This is a genomic window from Flavobacterium algicola (genome assembly GCF_022399565.1).
GTDB lineage: Bacteria > Bacteroidota > Bacteroidia > Flavobacteriales > Flavobacteriaceae > Flavobacterium > Flavobacterium algicola.
This window is the reverse complement of sequence record NZ_JAJTUT010000001.1, coordinates 455,911-474,718: the sequence shown is the minus strand read 5'-3', so window position 1 is coordinate 474,718 and position 18,808 is coordinate 455,911. Positions and strand designations below refer to the sequence as shown.

The following is an 18,808-nucleotide window of genomic DNA, read 5'->3' as shown; positions in this document are numbered from 1 at the left end:
TTAATTTTTTTTATAATTCATGCGCATGAAAGCAACAATTGCTTCGTCTAATTTATACAAAACAAATTTTTATTATGAGAAAATCTATTTTTTTAATCGTTCCATTTTTTGCTGCATTTATATTAATTAACTGTAGTAATTCTGATGATCCTGCAGAGACTTCAACTGCGACCACTACAGTGCCAGATGTTTATCAAAAAATTTATGGAGCAACTAGCATCACTACAGACGGTACATATGTAACAATCAAAACTACTGGTCAGCCCGATCATAAAAGTGTTTACTATCCGACAACAAATGATAAATACGAAGCTTTTAGCGGAACAACTACATTTGGAAATTACACCTTTAAAAAAAATCCAAATACCATAAGCTTGACAAATGCGTATACCTTTAAGATACCATTAAATCCTGTAGTTGCTACAACACATGCTTCTACACCTCTTGCAGCTATTGGTGTTGCTATAAATGGAGTTCCACTTTTCAACCAATACGCAGGTCCCAACCAACCATTGACAGATGAATTTCAATCTTTTGATCAATACTGGGGACACCCGACAGCAACCAGTATGTATCATTATCACATAGAACCTCTATACTTAACACAAACTAAAGGAAAAGAAGCATTGATGGGTTTCTTACTAGATGGTTTCCCAGTTTATGGTCCTGAAGAAAATGGTGCAGCCGTAACTGGCTTAGATGTATACCACGGTCATACTGCCGTAACAGTTGATTATCCAAACGGAATTTATCATTACCACATCACAAATACAGATCCCTATATCAATGGAAACGGATATTACGGTACAGCAGGAACATTTTCTAATTAATTTTAATTAGTAATGATTTATTAGGTGCACTGCAATTAATTTTCTCGCATCCAATAAATTAAAACACCTATAATTATAGTTCATACAAACTATTTTGATTGGGTAAAGTAAATTTGTAATTGACTTTAATGACTTTGAAAAAAACAATTTTTATAAAAACAAGCTTCTTTTTGATTGCAACCCTATTTATTATGGGTTGTAATCAAAATCAAGAAGAGGAACCTCAAAGGCAAGCACAAAATACACCTTCTGTGTATAGAAAAGCATCAGAGGTCGGTTTTAACTTCAAGCAAGATACCTTATACTTTAATAAGGAGAAATATTCTGGAAAACAATATGAGGTTTATCCAAGTAAGGATACGGCATTTGTAAAGTCTTATTTAAACGGTATGCTTGAGGGAACTCAAAAGCAATGGTATGACAATAAAGTACTAGCCGAGGAGCGTTTATACATTGCGAATAAGAAAGAAGGTTTACACCAAAATTGGTGGCCTAATGGAAAACCCAGATACAAGTATCATTTTTACAATGATGAATTTCACGGTGAGGTACTTGAATGGTACGAAACAGGTCATTTGTTTAAGAAATTTCATTACACAGACGGACACGAAGAAGGTAGCGAAAGATTGTGGTATGAAGATGGTACTGTACGTGCCAATTATGTGATTAAGAAAGGTAAAAAATATGGCTTAATCGGAATCAAATTATGTAAAAATCCTAATGAAAAAGTTGTCAAAAAATAAAATAATAATGGCCATTTTGGTCCTAATCTGCGTTTGCAGTTGTAAAAAGCATACAGAAGAAGAGACAGGAATGCCATTTTTTAATTCACCTGAATTTACACCCGAATGGATTGCAAAGGACAGTGATGCATTTTCAAAAATCCATACAATTCCTTCTTTTTCCTTTACAAATCAAGATGGTCAGACGGTAACAGAAAAAACTGTAGCGGGTAAAATTTACGTAGCTAATTTTATGTTTACTAGTTGTGGTAGTATTTGTCCAAGAATGACTGATAATATGAAGATTCTACAAGATAGATATGTCCAAGATTCTCAAATTTTGTTGCTGTCTCACACGGTAAGCCCTGAAATCGATAACGTAAAACAACTAAAAGAGTATGCCGATTTAAAAGGGTGCATTTCGGGTAAATGGCATTTACTTACGGGCGATAAGAATGAAATTTATACCTTGGCAAAAAAGCAATATTTTGCTGGTGATTCTATAGGGTTCTACGGTAAACTGAATGATTTTTTACACACAGAAAATTTTATTCTCGTTGATGGTAAACGCCGTATTCGTGGAGTATATAATGGTACTCTTCCTATCGAAATGGATCGAATAATTGAAGATATCGAAGTTTTAAAGAAAGAAGAGTATTAGTAGATTATTATAATTTTCACTTAGTAATATTATTCGAAATTATTTGTAGTCATTCCACAATTCACATCATCGTAGAAGATTATTAATAAAAACAGTCAAATTCAATTCATCACCATTATTCAATCCAAGCAATGTTATTTAAATGTTGATTTTCTTCGAAAACATGTAGTTGAACTGCATATTTATTCAAAGTTTGTATCTTTGATAAAAACTTCAAATGAAACAATTTTTTCAAAAGACAGCACTTCTTATTTCGATTTTATTTTTAGCCTCATGTAATTTTACGGAAAACATTGATATACAAGAGGATGGTTCTGGAGAATTCTCAGTGGTATTGGATGCATCTGGACTAATGGAAATGGGTGCGGACAAAATGGGAGAGAAAATGGGAATTAAAGGCGATAAGAAAGTACTGGATTCCGTTATTAGTTTCAAAACATTTTTTGAAGAGAAAAAAGATAGCATTGCTAAATTAAGTCCCGAAAGACAAGCTGCGTTGAAAGGTTTGGAAAATTCAATTTTGCACATGAAAATTGATCCAGAAAAGAAAGAATTTTTCATGAGCATGAAATCTCCCTTTATCAAAGTAGCAGAATTACAAGATTTAATGGAGGGGTTTGCTGTATTGCAAGACATAAAAAAATCCAAAACAGCTGAAACGTCAGAAAGTCCATTTGGTGGTAAGTTCGGCAATAATAATTCAAAACTTAGTTTTGCTTATGATGGAAAAACCTTCAATCGTAGAGTAGAAATTATTGAAGAAAGTGCTAAAGCTGCTGATTCAGTGGGGATGTCTAAAATGCTTTTTGCATCTTCAACTTATACTCTATCATACCATTTTCCTAAACCAGTAAAATCGACTTCAAATCCAGATGCATTATTTAGTAGTGACAGAAAAACGATAACCTTACGTTACCCATTCTCAGACTATATGGAGAATCCAGAAAAGCTTAATCTAAATGTAGTTCTTGAATAATATGAATAAAACAGTCCAACTTAGAGATTTAGGAAGTCTAGATTATAAAGCCGCTTGGGAATATCAAGAAGAGTTATTTAAGAGTGTAGTTGATTTAAAAATTAAAAATAGAAGAGAAGAGACAGCCATTCCAACACCCAATTATTTGTTGTTAGTAGAGCATCCACATGTTTACACTCTAGGTAAAAGTGGAGATTTAGAAAATTTATTATTATCAGAGAAGCAACTTGAAGCGAAAGGGGCGACTTTTTATAAAATAAATCGAGGCGGAGACATCACTTATCATGGACCAGGTCAAATTGTTGGATATCCTATTTTAGACTTAGAAAATTTCTTTACAGATATACACAAATACTTGCGATTGCTTGAAGAGTCTATCATTTTGACTTTGCAAGAATATGGATTGGAATGTGGTAGGAGTGAAGGTGAAACTGGAGTTTGGTTGGGAGTAGGTACTCCATTTGCTCGTAAAATATGTGCAATGGGTGTTCGGGCTTCTCGCTGGGTGACCATGCATGGTTTTGCGCTAAATGTAAATGTCGATTTGGGTTATTTTGATAATATTATCCCTTGCGGAATTAGAGGGAAAGCAGTAACCTCTTTGAATGTAGAGCTGAATGTTGATAACGTAGATGAGCAAGAGGTTAAAAATAAAATCGTCAAGCATTTTTCAAATTTATTTGAGTGTGAAATGCATAAATAGCAGGTCTTGAGGAAAGCTAAATTTCTAATTTTAATTGCTCAGGTAACAGCCTAAAGCTCATTCTATGGTATTTGGTTGTCCCGTATTTACGAATTGCCTCACGGTGTTCTTTAGTCGGATATCCTTTGTTCTTTTTCCAGTTGTACATAGGAAATTCTTCATGTATGATATTCATGTATTCATCTCGATAAGTTTTTGCTAATACAGATGCTGCAGCAATACTTAGGTATTTAGCATCTCCTTTTACAATACTTTGATTAGGAATTGCCATTAAAAAATCAATTTCAGTTTTAGATAGTTTTTTGCCAGCCTTACTCTTAAGTCCGAGTTTTGCATTTATAGCTCTATTGCCATCTACAATAATAAATTCTGGACAAACTGAAAGTTTAAGGATACATTCCTGCATCGCCTTCATTGATGCGTTAAGAATATTTATTTCATCTATTTCTTGTGGGAACAAATGTGTAACAGCATAGGTCAACGCTTGAGATTCAATAATTGGCTTCAATGTCTCGCGAACTTTTTCAGACAATTGTTTACTGTCATTTAATATAGTATTCTGAAAATCTAAAGGTAATAATATAGCAGCAGCTGTTACGGGACCAGCTAAGCATCCGCGTCCTGCTTCATCAGTTCCAACTTCCAATGTAAAGGAAGAGTATTGTCTTTCGAGCATAAATTCAAATTGTTTCAAAAAAACAAAGATTGTATTTTTTTTGCTAAATACTGTACATTTTTGAGAATAGGTATTTGATTTTTATTTACTAAATATTGTATTCCACTTTTCATGTTTCTAAATCGTGAGCAAGATCAGTAATACCAGTATTATAGTAACGTAAAATGTATAGAGATCGTATAAGATATCTAGATGCTATAAAATTTACAATGATGTAATGTTCTGTTAAATGAAATAGAAAGCCTTACAATTCATGTTATATCCTATTTTTTTATACCTTATTATCAATTACCTTTGCTCAAAATATTGATCGTTTTTAAAATTGCCTAATCAATTGTCCCAATGAGAATACTCTTTTTTATTTTAATGCTGCCTATTTTGATGTTCTCTCAAACAGATCCAAGAGAAGAGGCTCCCAAAAAGAGTCTTCTAGATAAGATTGTCGGAAGTAAAGATACTACCAAAGTAGCCACTATAGATTTATACCGCTTTATTTCACTAGAAAGAGATACTACATATATAGACACATCGCTGAGTATTCAAAGAGAATATACTCATAATTATTTGCGAAGAGATAATTTTGGACTATTGGCTTTTTCGAATGAAGGACAGACATATAATACACTTCAATATAGCTTGACTGATTTTTCTCCTTATCCAGAAATGGGTTTGAAGGGAAAGCACTTTAGTTATATGGAGGCTAACGAAATTAGATATGCCTCAGTGGCAACGCCCGTGACAGAATTGTTTTTTAAATCAACAATGGGTAATGGGCAACTAGTCGATTCTTATTTTGCTATCAATATTAATCCGCGATTAAATTTTTCTATCGCATACAAAGGGATGCGTTCTACTGGAGATTATGACAATCAGTTTTCCAATGCTGGACATTTTAGATTTACAGGTAGCTACACTTCAGAAAGCCAGCGATATATATTAAACGCACACTATGTTGCTCAAGACGTTTTAAACGAAGAGAACGGCGGTCTATCATCGCTAGACGATTTTGAAACAGGTGATGCCAATTTCAGTATTCGAAAAAGTTTAGATGTCTACTTAACAGATGCCGAATCGTATTTAAAGGGATACCGCACTTTTGTGGATCACAGTTTTAGAATTAATCCCAAAAAGGGAGCTAATAATCTGTATTTGAATCACCAGTTCAACTACGAGAACAAAAGTTTTTTATATGAACAAGCGACCATAGAGACTACAACAACGACGGAGACAATTTATCGCTTTGGTGATTCCTTTGTTACATCCAACCTCTCAGACAAGACGTATTACAATAAAATGTACAACAAAGCTGGATTAACTTATGAGAATACGACTTTAGGACGTTTTCAATTTTTTATTGATGATTTTCAAAGTAATTTTTATTATTATAAAATTTTTGTCAAAGAGGATGGTACTTTAATTCCTGCCTCTCTATCTCGTAATATAAACACAGCTGGAGGTCAGTATGACTATCAAAAAAATAAGTGGACAGGTAAATTCCTATATTCAAGATCGGTAACCAACCAATCTCTGTCAAATCTTGATGCTAAAATGAAATTGGATCTAAGTGATGATTTTCAGTTTGATTTTCAATATCAAAACATAAATAAGTTACCAACTGATAACTACAACTTATACCAAAGTAGTTTTGTAGATTACAATTGGACCAATGATTTTAAAAATGAAAAAATCAACCGTTTAGCTGCTAATGCGGTAACACCATGGTTAAATGCATCATTGACATTGCTGACCCTTAACGATCATCTATATTTTGAAGACGTTGCTACAGATGACTCTCAGCAGATTATTTCACCAAGTCAGTATGATAAAACAATTAGCTATGTTTCTTTAAAAGTAAACAAGGATATAAAATTCGGGAATTTTGGGTTTGATAATACTGTCCTGTACCAAAAAGTGGGTCAAGATGATCAAGTATTAAATGTGCCAGAGATAGTGACGCGCAATACGCTTTATTACACTAATTACTTTTTTAAGAAAGCACTTTTTATACAAACAGGAGTTAGTTTCAACTATTTTACTAATTATTATGCAAATGATTACAATCCTGTAGTGGGGGAATTTTTTGTGCAAAATCAAAAAGAAATTGGTAATTATCCAAATTTTGATTTCTTCCTTAACGCTAAAATACAAAGAACTAGGATTTTTATAAAAGCAGAACATTTTAATTCTTCTTTGTCGGGTAATAACTATTTCTCGTCACCTACTACGCCTTTTAGGGACATGACCATTCGTTTTGGACTGATCTGGAATTTCTTTAATTAAGATTTATAAAAGCGTTATATTATTTCTCTGCGTTTCACGATAAAAAAGATAGTGTATGGCAGAAATAAGCTTAAAATTGTAGTACAGCAGTATCAAAATTGCAGAAATTAAATCACTTAAAATTTACTTCATTGACATTTACAGCAATTGATTTTGAAACAGCGACCGCTTTTCATCCCTGCTCTGTGGGAATTATTACAGTAGAGAACGGACTTATAATTGATGAATTTGTTACATTGATAAAGCCTCCGAATAATCTTTATAATCCATTTACGATAAAAGTTCATGGTATATATCCACGAGATACTGTAAATGCGAAGTCCTTTCTACAGGTATATCCAGAGATAAAGAAGCGATTGCAAAATAGAATTGTAGTAGCTCACAATGAAAGTTTTGATAGAAATGTATTATCGAAGTCAATGGCTCTTTACGGATTAAATTATGACGAACTTAATATTGGAGATCGTTGGGAGTGTACAGTGAAGATATACAAATCAAAGGGCTTTAAACCGACCAAATTAAGTGATTGTTGTCGTGTGATGAAAATAGCGCTCAATCATCATGAGGCTTTATCAGACGCAAGAGCGTGTGCTAATTTATACCTTTTAAAATAAGTCTAATTTGGTGTGGTAATTTTTCTTACTTTAGATTTTAGTTATTGAGTAAAAGGCTAGTATCATGAAAGAAGATTTTCTGCATTATTTATGGAGGTTTAAGAAGTTTAACTTACTACAATTACAAACTACCAATCAAGAAAAAATTACAATTCATAATTCTGGGCAATTTCTAGAATTAGCAGGCCCCGACTTTTTTAATGCTCAAATCACAATTGGTAATCAAAAGTGGGCGGGCAATGTCGAGATACATATTAAATCTTCCGATTGGTATGTACATCATCATGAGCGAGACGAAGCTTATGAGAGCGTTATATTACATGTCGTTTGGGAACATGATGCGGCTATTTTTCGACCGGATAATACTGAGGTGCCGGTCTTAGAACTAAAAGAATATGTTGATCAAGAAGTTGTAGGCAATTATCAATCATTACTGAGTCCTAAATCTTGGATATTTTGCGAAAGTGCATTAAAGGATTTAGATTCTTTTTTACTTAAAAATTGGCAAGAAAGATTATTTTTCGAAAGATTAGAACGCAAATCTCAGTTTATAAACGATTTACTAGTAAAAACAAATAACGATTGGGAAGCGGTCTTATTTTGTTTGCTTGCCAAAAATTTCGGACTCAATACCAATGGAGATTCATTTTTACAGATAGCACAATCTATTCCTTTTTCGATAATTAGAAAAGAGAGTTTTGAGGTCGAAAATTTAGAAAGTTTATTATTTGGTATTGCAGGATTATTAGATCAGGAGAAAGAAGATAATTATTATAAAGATCTAAAATTTCGTTACTATTATTTGTTGCATAAATACCAAATAGATAAAACACATGTAGCAAGCGTTCAGTTTTTCAAACACCGTCCCGACAATTTTCCAACCATTCGATTGTCACAATTGGCCAATTTGTATCATTTGCATCTTAATTTATTTTCGAAAATAATCAGTGTAAATTCAGTGCTTGAAGTTTATAATTTGCTGAAAGTGGAAACTGCAGATTATTGGCAAGATCATTATCAATTTGATAAATATAGTCCTAAGAAAAAGAAGAGTTTGTCAGCGTCTTTTATTGATTTAATTGTTGTTAATACAATTGTCCCAATTCAATTTTCCTATGCCAAAAGTCAAGGTTTAGAGGTGTCTGAAAGGTTAATTGGACTGCTTTCTGAGGTGCAACCTGAAAAAAATAATATCATTGATAAATTTAAATATCATGGTTTAAAGGCACAGAATGCATTTGAGACCCAGTCTTTGCTGCAACTTAAGAATGAATATTGTACGAAAAGTAGATGTTTAGGTTGTGCTATTGGTGTAGAGTTGTTGAAAACTACTTAACCACTGATGAAGTATTCATTTTTTTTGTAGTTTTACAAACTTATGGCAACTAGTTTCCACTCTTTAAAATTAAGAATCTTTAAATTTAAATAAGATGTCAGCAGTTATTCAACTCAAGTTTTTTTTAGAGAAATATGGCTTTCATGTTTCATCTCGTCTTGCTGATAGATTAGGAATGCGCGCCAACAGTGTTCGACTCTTTTTTATTTACATTTCTTTTGTAACCGTTGGATTGGGATTTGGAATTTACTTAATACTTGCTTTTTGGATTCGACTAAAAGATTTGATTCGTGCCAAGCGTAGTTCGGTTTTTGATATTTAATTCATGCCGTTTTTTTAAAGAATAAATAATAATAATTAAATAAAGATATTTTGGCAGTAAAATCAGATGCTTGGGGCTCACGAGTAGGTTTAATTTTGGCGATGGCGGGTAATGCAGTAGGTCTTGGAAATTTTCTGAGATTTCCTGTACAAGCAGTACAAAATGGAGGAGGTGCTTTTATTATTCCATATCTTATTTGTTTTTTAATAATGGGAATACCGTTACTTTTTATCGAATGGTCTTCTGGCCGTTTCGGAGGTAAATTCGGGAATCATAGCACACCATATATTTTAGACTCCATGGTCAAAGGAAGGTTGCTAAAGTACATAGGAGTATTTGGTATCTTTACTAATATTGCTGTCGCAGCTTATTACTGTTACATTGAATCATGGACAATGTCCTATGTTTATCATTCAATCATAGGAACTTTTGACGGAATGAGTCAAGCAGATGTAGCTACCTTCTTTAGTGAATATGTCGATGTTGGTCATTCTACAACTGGTATTCCTTATGAAAGTGTGATCTTCTATGTCGTTTGTTTGATTATTAATACTTATATATTATCTAAAGGATTAAAAGGAATCGAAAAGGTAGCGAAAGTTGGGATGCCGCTTTTGATCTTATTTGGTGCAATTCTAGCAATTAAAGGTCTTACTTTGGGTACGTCGGGAGCTTCTGATATTTTTCCAGACGCAAATGCATGGGATGGTCTTAATTTTCTGTGGACGCCTCAATACAGTTCATTGTTAGATTTAAAAGTTTGGATGGCGGCAGCTGGACAAATCTTTTTCACTCTATCTGTAGGGATGGGGACTGTACATTGTTATGCATCTTATTTGGATGAAAAAGATGATGTCGCTTTAAATGCTGTTTCTGCAGGTTTCATGAATGAATTTGTAGAAGTCGTTTTAGGTAGTCTAATTGTAGTTCCAATTGCTGCTGGATATTTAGGTTTAGACTGGGTTATAGAAAATGCAGGTTTTGGTATGGCTTTTCAAACAATGCCTTATCTATTTCAGCAATGGGGAGGTTTGATTGCTATTATTGCCGGAGTACTTTGGTTTGGTTTGTTGTTTTTTGCAGGAATTACATCATCGCTAGCAATGGGTACACCTTGGATTGGTTTTATGAGAGATGAATTTGGCTGGAATCAAAATAAGGGAGCTTGGTCATTTGGTTTTATGGCTTTAATTTTAGGGTTGCCAACTGTTATTTTCTTCCAGTACGGGGTATTCGATGAATATGACTATTGGGCAGGTACAGTAAGTTTAGTATTATTTGCCATGCTTGAAACTATTTTATTCTCTTGGATTTTCGGAATGGGCAAAGGTTGGCCAGCAATTACTAACGGAGCAGATATTAAAATACCAGTTATTTATAAATATATTATTAAGTATATAACTCCAGTTATGTTGATTATTATTTTTATGGGTTCAGTATTTAAACCATTAGACAATGATTGGTCAGGTAATATGGATAACTTAATTTCCGGAAAAAGTTGGGTACTAGATAACGGTTCTATTATAAAAACGATAACTCATGCTGGAATTAAAGAACAAATAGCTACAGCAAGTAATTCAGCTGTAATAACACAACTTCAGGATAAGATGTTTTACCTCAATTTTGCCCGTTTCATGCTTTTAGGATTGTTTGCTTTTATTAGTGTTTTGGTTTATTTAGCATTTTTAAAAAGACGACGAGAAGGTAGAGCGACAACATAATAATTATTTAAAAACACACAGATGAATTCAGAAGCTTTAATGACAATGTTAATTACACAAGGAATAGTTATATTTTTTGCTGTCTATTTTTTCTATAAAGTTTTAACGATTAAGCCTAAGGCTGAACCAGATTCTTTTACAGAAAATGATGATGTAGTGGAAAGACAAACAGAGATTTAGTGTATAAAATATATTAAATCTCCTTACATATGAATACTATAAAATCCTATTTTCAGTTTTCGAAAGAACAACGAAATGGGATTTTTGTATTATTACTAATCATAGTCGCACTACAAGCTATATGGTTTTATTTAGGGTTTAATACAATTATCACGACGCAAAGCAAGGAGGAATTAGAATGGCTAGCAAAACAATCTGAAATTGATTCATTAAAAGATGCTTCAGTAAATAAAAAATTTGAATTAAGACCATTTAATCCTAATTTCATATCAGATTATAAGGGCTATAAATTAGGGATGTCTGTACAGGAAATTGATCGCCTTGTGGCTTTTCGAAAAACAAATCAGTACGTTAATTCCGCTCAGGAATTTCAAGAAGTCACAAAAATATCAGATTCATTACTCAAAGCCATTAGTCCTTATTTTAAATTTCCAGATTGGGTTACTAATAAAAAAGAGTCCAAGGTTTATGTTAAATATGAAAAACAATCTTTTAGTAAAACCGAGAAGATACATGTGCTTGATGTTAATACTGCATCTCAAGAAGATTTCATGAAATTGAATGGAATTGGAGTAGGGTATTCAGAACGAATTATTAAATTCCGTGAAAGTTTAGGAGGTTTTGTTTCTATGGAGCAGTTAGATGATGTTTGGGGTCTGCCACCAGAAGTTATTACCAAACTAAATGCAAGTTTTAAGATTGCAAGCCAGCCAGTAATTAAAAAACTAGATATTAATAATGCATCTGTAAAAGAAATAGCTCAATTTCCTTATTTTAGATATGCTTTGGCAAAAGAAATTGTTACCTTTAGAAGTATGAATGGTGATTTTAAAAACGCCACTGATTTAACAAAAATTAAAGGCTTGTCTATTGATAAAGCCAACATTATAGCCTTATATTTGACCTTTTAAAAACCAAAAGCTTTACGATGAACTTTGATTATAACGAAACGCAGTCGATGATTGCGCAATCCATAAAAGATTTTGCAGAGAAAAATATCCGTCCGTTTATAATGGAATGGGATGAAGCTCAAACCTTTCCAGTACCGTTGTTCAAAAAGTTGGGCGAAATGGGATTTATGGGAATCCTAGTTCCAGAGGAACTTGGTGGTTCGGGTTTGGGGTATCATGAATACATTACCATTGTTGAAGAGATTTCAAAAGTAGACCCTTCAATTGGTCTGTCTGTTGCTGCGCATAATTCATTGTGTACCAATCATATTTTAACTTTTGGTAATGAAGAACAAAAGAAAAAGTGGATACCGAAACTTGCTTCAGCCGAATTCATTGGTGCTTGGGGGTTAACAGAACATAATACAGGTTCTGATGCTGGAGGAATGAATACAACAGCGAAGAAAGACGGTGATTTCTGGATAGTAAATGGCGCGAAAAATTTTATCACGCATGCAATTTCTGGTGATGTAGCCGTGGTTATTGTACGTACGGGTGAAAAAGGAGATTCTCACGGAATGACTGCTTTTGTATTTGAAAAAGGAATGGAAGGTTTTACTTCTGGTAAGAAAGAGAATAAACTAGGAATGCGTGCAAGTGAAACAGCCGAATTGGTATTTGATAACTGTCGTGTCCCAGATGCAAATCGTTTAGGAGAAGTTGGTGATGGGTTCATTCAAGCGATGAAGGTATTAGACGGTGGTCGTATATCTATTGGTGCATTGTCATTAGGTATTGCTAAAGGCGCTTATGAAGCTGCTTTGAAGTATTCTAAAGAGAGACACCAATTTGGAAAGCCGATTAGCAGTTTTCAAGGGATTTCGTTTAAGTTAGCTGATATGGCTACAGAGATTGAGGCTTCTGAATTGTTGCTACATAAAGCCGCTTTCTTAAAACAACAACACAAGCCTGTGACTACGATGGGTGCAATGGCCAAGATGTATGCTTCTGAGGTATGCTGTAAAGTAGCTAATGAAGCGGTACAAATTCATGGTGGATATGGTTATACTAAAGATTATCCAGTTGAAAAGTTTTATCGTGACGCAAAATTATGTACAATTGGTGAAGGGACAACTGAAATCCAAAAAGTAGTAATAGCTAGGAATATTTTAAAATAGTCAAAATAATATAGTAAAATAAAAGGAGTTAAATCATTGTATTTAACTCCTTTTATTGTTTTTATAAAGTCAATGTGGGCGTGACTCGTGAGAAAAACTCGGGTCGGACGCTCCGCTATATCTTTTGCGCAGTCCCTAAAAGTTGGGGCTAGGCCAAAGGATACTTCTGTGATTTCTCACGTAATGTTGGGAATTCGAGTTATTTCTTTGAGAGTCTAAACAGTATGTGAGTGCTAATAAATTCATCTAAGTTGCAAAATATTTAAATTTTTTAAAGTTGGGGTTGGTCAATTCAAAATAAAGATTACCTTTGCACACTTAACGAAAGGGGGTGTCAAAATTATGTTAATTATACCAATTAAAGACGGAGAAAATATCGATAGAGCACTAAAGCGCTATAAAAGAAAATTTGATAAAACTGGAACAGTGCGTCAATTAAGAGCTCGTCAAGCTTTTATCAAGCCTTCTGTGAAAAATAGAATCAAAATTCAAAAAGCAGCTTACATCCAAAACATGAAAGATGGTTTAGAGAGTTAGTAGTTTCTTGATAGAAATAAATAGAAATAGCATTGAAGTTAAAAACTTCAATGCTATTTTTTTTGTTTGCAGTACAACAGGTTAAAGAGGATGTTTAAATTATGTCGCCGTTAATCCTTAAAGTTTAGTAACTTTGAGTATTAATGGTTTTTTTTATGGATACAATTGTTGAAGCGTTTAAGGAATATTTAAAGAAGGAGAAAAATTATTCCTTGCATACATTGATTGCTTATGAAAATGATTTGCAAAGTTTTCATAGTTTTAATGAATTAAATTTTGCGCAGGAATCCATTGAGGGAGTTAATTACAGTCAGATTCGAAGTTGGATTGTTTTTTTAGTTGATGAAGGTTTTTCTGTCGTAACCATAAATAGGAAGTTGGCTTCTCTGAAAGCTTTCTATAAATTCTTACTTAAGACAAAACAGATAGAACTAAGTCCTATGTTGAAGCATAAGTCGTTGAAAGCATCTAGAACTTTGCAGATACCATTTTCAGAGAAAGAAATGCATTTAGCTCTAGATCCTGTGATGGAGGGTTTTGAGATGATTAGAGATCATATTATAGTTGAGGTGTTTTATGCTACTGGAATGCGTAGGGCAGAATTAATTCAATTGAAGCTTCATGATGTTGATTTGAATAACAATACTTTTAAGGTGCTAGGAAAGCGCAATAAAGAGCGTTTAATTCCGATAATACCTGGGATTAAAGAATCGTTGGTTAGTTATATTGAGGAGAGAGATTCTTTGCAGGAAGTTATTGATGAAGAATATTTTTTTTTAACAAAAAAAGGCAAGAAGTTAAATAATTCTCTTGTGTATCGACTGGTAAATTTGTATTTTAGTCAAGCTTCAGAAAAAGTTAAAAAGAGTCCGCATGTGCTAAGGCATACATTTGCGACACATTTATTAAACAATGGGGCAGATTTAAATTCGGTAAAGGAATTGTTAGGGCATTCTAGTTTAGCGTCCACACAAATTTACACACACAGTAGTTTGGCTGAGTTGAAAAAAGTGTATCAAAAGTCGCATCCTAGAAATAAGTAGCAATTTGTAAGTTTAACTATTAAATAGGTATTGATTATGAAGGTAAGTATTCATGCGGTTAACTTTAATGTTGATGGAAAATTAGTTAATTTTGTTCAAGAGCGAATGAACAAGCTGGAGAAGTACTACGATAAAGTAGTTTCTTCTGATGTGTATTTGAAGGTGGTTAATACGAGCGGAAAAGAGAATAAAATTGTCGAGGTCAAGATAAATGTTCCTGGAAATGATTTTTTGGTCAAAAAACAATGTAAGACTTTTGAGGAAGCGGTGGAACTATCGTCTGATTCTATCGAGCGTTTGCTGGTAAAAAGGAAGCAAAAAACAAGAACACACACATAATTTGAAAATATTTCAAAAAAATGTTTTGATTCAGAGATAAAATCTATACATTTGCAGTCCGTTAGAAATAGCGGACTTTTTTATTGAATTGCCAGCGTAGCTCAGTTGGCTAGAGCAGCTGATTTGTAATCAGCAGGTCGTGGGTTCGAGTCCCTCCGCCGGCTCTACTGAAACTGAGGTTTTTGAAAGATTGTAATAAGATAAAAAAGAGGGGAGATACTCAAGCGGCCAACGAGGGCAGACTGTAAATCTGCTGTGTGAACTTCGCAGGTTCGAATCCTGCTCTCCCCACAAAAAAGAAATTAGGAAAATGAATTTAGAATTTCTAAATTATAATTCTAACTTCTGAACTCACAAAAGCCGGTGTAGCTCAGGGGTAGAGTGCTTCCTTGGTAAGGAAGAGGTCTCGGGTTCAATTCCCGACATTGGCTCAACTAAAAAATTTTGAACACTAATAAATTAATAAAGATTAAAATCTAAGTAAAATGGCAAAAGAAACCTTTAACCGTTCGAAACCACACTTAAATATTGGTACAATCGGACACGTAGATCACGGAAAAACTACATTAACTGCTGCAATAACTAAAGTGTTATCTGATGCTGGTTACTGTCAAGCGAAATCTTTTGATCAAATTGATAATGCTCCTGAAGAAAAAGAAAGAGGTATTACAATTAATACATCTCACGTAGAGTATGAAACTGCTAACCGTCACTACGCTCACGTTGACTGTCCTGGTCACGCGGATTACGTAAAAAACATGGTTACAGGTGCTGCTCAAATGGATGGTGCTATCCTTGTAGTTGCTGCAACTGATGGACCAATGCCACAAACTCGTGAGCATATCCTATTAGGTCGTCAAGTAGGTATTCCTAGAATGGTTGTATTCATGAATAAAGTGGATATGGTTGATGATGAGGAATTATTGGAACTTGTTGAAATGGAAATCAGAGACTTATTGTCTTTCTACGAATATGATGGTGACAACTGTCCAGTTATTCAAGGGTCTGCTTTAGGTGGATTGAATAATGACGCTGCATGGGTACCAAAAATTCTTGAATTGATGGCTGCAGTTGATGCATGGATTGAAGAGCCAGTACGTGATACTGACAAACCTTTCTTGATGCCAGTTGAGGATTCATTTACAATTACTGGTCGTGGAACTGTTGCTACAGGTCGTATCGAAACAGGTATTGCTAATACAGGAGATCCAGTTGAAATCATTGGTATGGGAGCTGAAAAATTAACTTCTACTATTACAGGAGTTGAGATGTTCCGTAAAATCCTTGATAGAGGTGAAGCTGGAGATAACGTAGGTTTATTGTTGAGAGGTATTGATAAAGCTGATATCAAAAGAGGTATGGTTATTATTAAGCCAGGTTCAGTAAAACCACACAACACTTTCAAAGCTGAGGTTTATATCTTGAAAAAAGAAGAAGGTGGACGTCATACTCCATTCCACAATAACTACCGTCCACAGTTCTACGTACGTACAACTGACGTAACAGGAGTTATTACTTTACCAGAAGGTGTAGAGATGGTAATGCCAGGAGATAACTTAACAATCAATGTTGCTTTGTTAAGCCCAATCGCAATGAATGTTGGATTACGTTTCGCTATCCGTGAAGGTGGTAGAACTGTAGGTGCAGGTCAGGTAACTGAGATTGTAGCATAATTCAAATTAAATTATATGACCAGCAACTTCTTATGTAGTTGCTGGTTAATTTACGGGCGTAGTTCAAGGGTAGAATAGCGGTCTCCAAAACCGTTGATGGGGGTTCGAATCCCTCCGCCCGTGCAATAAAAAAATTAGATCTAATGGCAAAAATTGGTAATTATATTTCAGAAGCATTTGAAGAATTAAAATCAAATGTAACTTGGCCAGAATGGGCTGAGGTGCAGCGACTAACTATAGTTGTGGCTGTTTTTTCAGTATTGTTTGCTTTGGCAACATGGGGAGTAGATGAAGTTTTTGCAAAAGCATTAGCAGGATTTTTTAACTGGATTAAAGCTTAATAATTGACATGGCAGAGAATAATTTAAAAAAATGGTATGTCGTTAGAGCGGTAAGTGGGCAAGAGAATAAAGTGAAAGCTTATATCGAAACTGAAATCTCTAGATTAGGGATGGAAGATTTTGTGTCTCAAGTTCTTGTTCCTACTGAGAAGGTAGTTACGGTAAAAGACGGGAAGAAGTTAATTAAGGAGAAAGTTTATTTTCCTGGTTATGTAATGATGGAGGCTAATTTAGTTGGTGAAGTTCCTCATATTATTAAATCAATTACTTCGGTTATTGGTTTTTTAGGTGAAACTAAAGGAGGAGAACCTGTTCCATTAAGAATGTCTGAAGTTAATAGAATGTTAGGTAAGGTAGATGAATTAGCGGTGAATACTGATAATCATGCAATACCATTCACACTTGGTGAAACTATCAAAGTTATTGATGGTCCTTTTAATGGTTTCAACGGTACTGTTGAAAAAATTAATGATGAAAAGCGTAAACTTGAAGTAATGGTTAAGATTTTCGGAAGAAAGACTCCGTTAGAATTAAGTTTTATGCAAGTTGAAAAAGTATAATCTTTGTTACACTATAATAAATCATAGCAATTGCTTCTATAATTGTTGTGTTAAAATTAAAAAAAATGGCTAAAGAAATTAGTAAGGTAGTTAAACTACAAGTTAAGGGAGGTGCTGCGAATCCGTCGCCACCGGTTGGACCTGCTTTAGGAGCTGCTGGGGTAAACATCATGGAGTTCTGTAAGCAGTTCAATGCTAGAACACAAGATAAACCCGGCAAAATATGCCCAGTACAAATTACTGTGTATAAAGACAAATCATTTGATTTTGTCGTTAAGACTCCTCCTGCAGCAGTTCAATTATTGGAAGCTGCAAAGCTAAAATCTGGTTCAGGTGAGCCTAATCGTAAAAAGGTAGCTAGTGTTACTTGGGAACAAATTAGAGCTATTGCTGAAGACAAGATGCAAGACTTAAATGCATTTACTGCTGAGTCTGCAATGAGTATGATTGCTGGAACAGCTAGATCTATGGGTATAACTGTATCAGGAGACGCTCCTTTTTAATTAAGAGAAAGACATGGCAAAATTGACAAAAAAGCAAAAAGAGGCTGCTTCAAAAATTGAAAAGAACAAGTTATATTCTTTAAAAGATGCATCTGCATTAATTAAAGATCTTGCGTCTGCAAAATTTGATGAGTCTGTTGATATCGCAATCAGATTGGGTGTAGATCCAAGAAAAGCGAATCAAATGGTTAGAGGTGTAGTTACTTTACCTCACGGTACTGGTAAAGATGTTAAAGTATTAGCATTGGTTACTCCAGATAAAGAAGCAGAAGCTAAAGAAGCTGGTGCTGATTTCGTTGGATTAGACGAATACCTACAAAAAATTAAAGACGGTTGGACAGATGTTGATGTTATCATCACTATGCCAGCTGTTATGGGTAAATTAGGTCCATTAGGTCGTATATTAGGACCTAGAGGTTTAATGCCTAACCCTAAAACAGGTACGGTAACTATGGATGTTGCTAAAGCTGTTGCAGAGGTAAAAGCTGGTAAAATCGACTTTAAAGTTGATAAAACTGGAATCGTACATGCAGGAATTGGTAAAGTTTCTTTTGGAGCTGAGCAAATTTATGACAATGCACACGAAATTATTCAAACATTAATCAAACTTAAACCAACTGCTGCTAAAGGTACCTACATTAAAGGTATTCACCTTACAAGCACTATGAGTCCAGCAATTGCGTTGGATCCTAAAGCAGTATAATTGGTAGTTAATAATTTTTA

The 18,808-nt window shown here is 34.1% G+C and carries 22 protein-coding genes and 4 tRNA genes; 25 read left to right on the top strand and 1 reads right to left on the bottom strand.

Annotated features, from left to right (window positions below):
* Positions 1-74 precede the first annotated feature (74 nt).
* The 5 genes from LXH21_RS02060 (at position 75) to lipB (ending at position 3,892) form a co-directional block, all read left to right on the top strand.
* A complete protein-coding gene (locus LXH21_RS02060; protein WP_239862313.1) occupies positions 75-830 on the top strand; it encodes a YHYH protein in 756 nt (251 codons plus the stop codon).
* Positions 831-1,000: 170 nt separating this feature from the next.
* The gene (locus tag LXH21_RS02055; RefSeq protein WP_239862311.1) at positions 1,001-1,573 is read left to right on the top strand and encodes a toxin-antitoxin system YwqK family antitoxin; all 573 of its coding nucleotides are present in this window, start codon (positions 1,001-1,003) and stop codon (positions 1,571-1,573) included.
* Positions 1,551-2,213 (top strand): SCO family protein, encoded by a 663-nt coding sequence (locus LXH21_RS02050; protein ID WP_239862309.1) that lies wholly within the window; start codon positions 1,551-1,553, stop codon positions 2,211-2,213. Before LXH21_RS02055 ends, LXH21_RS02050 begins: the two co-directional genes overlap by 23 nt.
* Before the next feature lie 217 nt (positions 2,214-2,430).
* Positions 2,431-3,189 (top strand): hypothetical protein, encoded by a 759-nt coding sequence (locus tag LXH21_RS02045; protein ID WP_239862307.1) that lies wholly within the window; start codon positions 2,431-2,433, stop codon positions 3,187-3,189.
* A 1-nt stretch (position 3,190) separates the two neighbouring features.
* Positions 3,191-3,892: a lipoyl(octanoyl) transferase LipB gene (lipB, locus tag LXH21_RS02040; protein ID WP_239862305.1), complete on the top strand. Its 702-nt coding sequence runs from the start codon at positions 3,191-3,193 to the stop codon at positions 3,890-3,892.
* A 16-nt stretch (positions 3,893-3,908) separates the two neighbouring features.
* Here lipB and LXH21_RS02035 read toward each other — a convergent pair whose 3' ends face one another.
* A complete protein-coding gene (locus LXH21_RS02035; protein WP_239862303.1) occupies positions 3,909-4,568 on the bottom strand; it encodes a ribonuclease HII in 660 nt (219 codons plus the stop codon).
* Between the two features lie 342 nt (positions 4,569-4,910).
* On the opposite strand from LXH21_RS02035, the gene LXH21_RS02030 reads away from it, so the two are divergent.
* The 20 genes from LXH21_RS02030 to rplA all read left to right on the top strand — a co-directional run bounded on the left by LXH21_RS02030 (position 4,911) and on the right by rplA (position 18,788).
* Positions 4,911-6,848, top strand: a complete 1,938-nt coding sequence (locus LXH21_RS02030; RefSeq protein WP_239862302.1) for a putative porin — start codon at positions 4,911-4,913, stop codon at positions 6,846-6,848.
* A 131-nt stretch (positions 6,849-6,979) separates the two neighbouring features.
* A complete protein-coding gene (locus tag LXH21_RS02025) occupies positions 6,980-7,462 on the top strand; it encodes a 3'-5' exonuclease (RefSeq protein WP_239862301.1) in 483 nt (160 codons plus the stop codon).
* 64 nt (positions 7,463-7,526) lie between these two features.
* Entirely contained in the window at positions 7,527-8,798 is a 1,272-nt protein-coding gene (locus LXH21_RS02020; protein ID WP_239862300.1) for a DUF2851 family protein, read from the top strand.
* A 94-nt stretch (positions 8,799-8,892) separates the two neighbouring features.
* Positions 8,893-9,120: a PspC domain-containing protein gene (locus LXH21_RS02015; protein ID WP_239862299.1), complete on the top strand. Its 228-nt coding sequence runs from the start codon at positions 8,893-8,895 to the stop codon at positions 9,118-9,120.
* 50 nt (positions 9,121-9,170) lie between these two features.
* On the top strand, positions 9,171-10,841 hold the full coding sequence (locus tag LXH21_RS02010; RefSeq protein WP_239862296.1) for an SLC5/6 family protein: 1,671 nt from the start codon (positions 9,171-9,173) through the stop codon (positions 10,839-10,841).
* 21 nt (positions 10,842-10,862) lie between these two features.
* Positions 10,863-11,021, top strand: coding sequence for a hypothetical protein (locus tag LXH21_RS02005; RefSeq protein ID WP_239862294.1), 159 nt, complete (start codon positions 10,863-10,865; stop codon positions 11,019-11,021).
* 29 nt (positions 11,022-11,050) lie between these two features.
* Complete coding sequence (locus LXH21_RS02000) at positions 11,051-11,932, top strand: helix-hairpin-helix domain-containing protein (RefSeq protein ID WP_239862292.1); 882 nt, start codon at positions 11,051-11,053, stop codon at positions 11,930-11,932.
* A gap of 17 nt (positions 11,933-11,949) precedes the next feature.
* Complete coding sequence (locus LXH21_RS01995) at positions 11,950-13,089, top strand: acyl-CoA dehydrogenase family protein (protein ID WP_239862291.1); 1,140 nt, start codon at positions 11,950-11,952, stop codon at positions 13,087-13,089.
* Positions 13,090-13,431: 342 nt separating this feature from the next.
* Positions 13,432-13,626, top strand: a complete 195-nt coding sequence (gene rpsU / locus LXH21_RS01990; RefSeq protein WP_108739025.1) for a 30S ribosomal protein S21 — start codon at positions 13,432-13,434, stop codon at positions 13,624-13,626.
* A 155-nt stretch (positions 13,627-13,781) separates the two neighbouring features.
* Entirely contained in the window at positions 13,782-14,669 is an 888-nt protein-coding gene (locus LXH21_RS01985; protein WP_239862290.1) for a tyrosine-type recombinase/integrase, read from the top strand.
* Between the two features lie 36 nt (positions 14,670-14,705).
* The gene (gene hpf, locus LXH21_RS01980) at positions 14,706-15,008 is read left to right on the top strand and encodes a ribosome hibernation-promoting factor, HPF/YfiA family (protein ID WP_239862288.1); all 303 of its coding nucleotides are present in this window, start codon (positions 14,706-14,708) and stop codon (positions 15,006-15,008) included.
* Positions 15,009-15,098: 90 nt separating this feature from the next.
* A tRNA-Thr gene (locus LXH21_RS01975) sits at positions 15,099-15,172 on the top strand.
* A 46-nt stretch (positions 15,173-15,218) separates the two neighbouring features.
* A tRNA-Tyr gene (locus tag LXH21_RS01970) sits at positions 15,219-15,299 on the top strand.
* A gap of 68 nt (positions 15,300-15,367) precedes the next feature.
* Positions 15,368-15,439 (top strand) — tRNA-Thr (locus tag LXH21_RS01965).
* Positions 15,440-15,493: 54 nt separating this feature from the next.
* Complete coding sequence (tuf, locus tag LXH21_RS01960; protein ID WP_187016605.1) at positions 15,494-16,681, top strand: elongation factor Tu; 1,188 nt, start codon at positions 15,494-15,496, stop codon at positions 16,679-16,681.
* A 52-nt stretch (positions 16,682-16,733) separates the two neighbouring features.
* Positions 16,734-16,804: transfer RNA gene (locus LXH21_RS01955), tRNA-Trp, on the top strand.
* Positions 16,805-16,824: 20 nt separating this feature from the next.
* Complete coding sequence (gene secE / locus LXH21_RS01950) at positions 16,825-17,022, top strand: preprotein translocase subunit SecE (RefSeq protein ID WP_220762455.1); 198 nt, start codon at positions 16,825-16,827, stop codon at positions 17,020-17,022.
* An 8-nt stretch (positions 17,023-17,030) separates the two neighbouring features.
* Positions 17,031-17,582 (top strand): transcription termination/antitermination protein NusG, encoded by a 552-nt coding sequence (nusG, locus tag LXH21_RS01945; RefSeq protein ID WP_239862286.1) that lies wholly within the window; start codon positions 17,031-17,033, stop codon positions 17,580-17,582.
* 65 nt (positions 17,583-17,647) lie between these two features.
* A complete protein-coding gene (gene rplK, locus LXH21_RS01940; protein WP_239862284.1) occupies positions 17,648-18,085 on the top strand; it encodes a 50S ribosomal protein L11 in 438 nt (145 codons plus the stop codon).
* 13 nt (positions 18,086-18,098) lie between these two features.
* Complete coding sequence (gene rplA, locus LXH21_RS01935) at positions 18,099-18,788, top strand: 50S ribosomal protein L1 (protein ID WP_239862282.1); 690 nt, start codon at positions 18,099-18,101, stop codon at positions 18,786-18,788.
* Positions 18,789-18,808 lie beyond the last annotated feature (20 nt).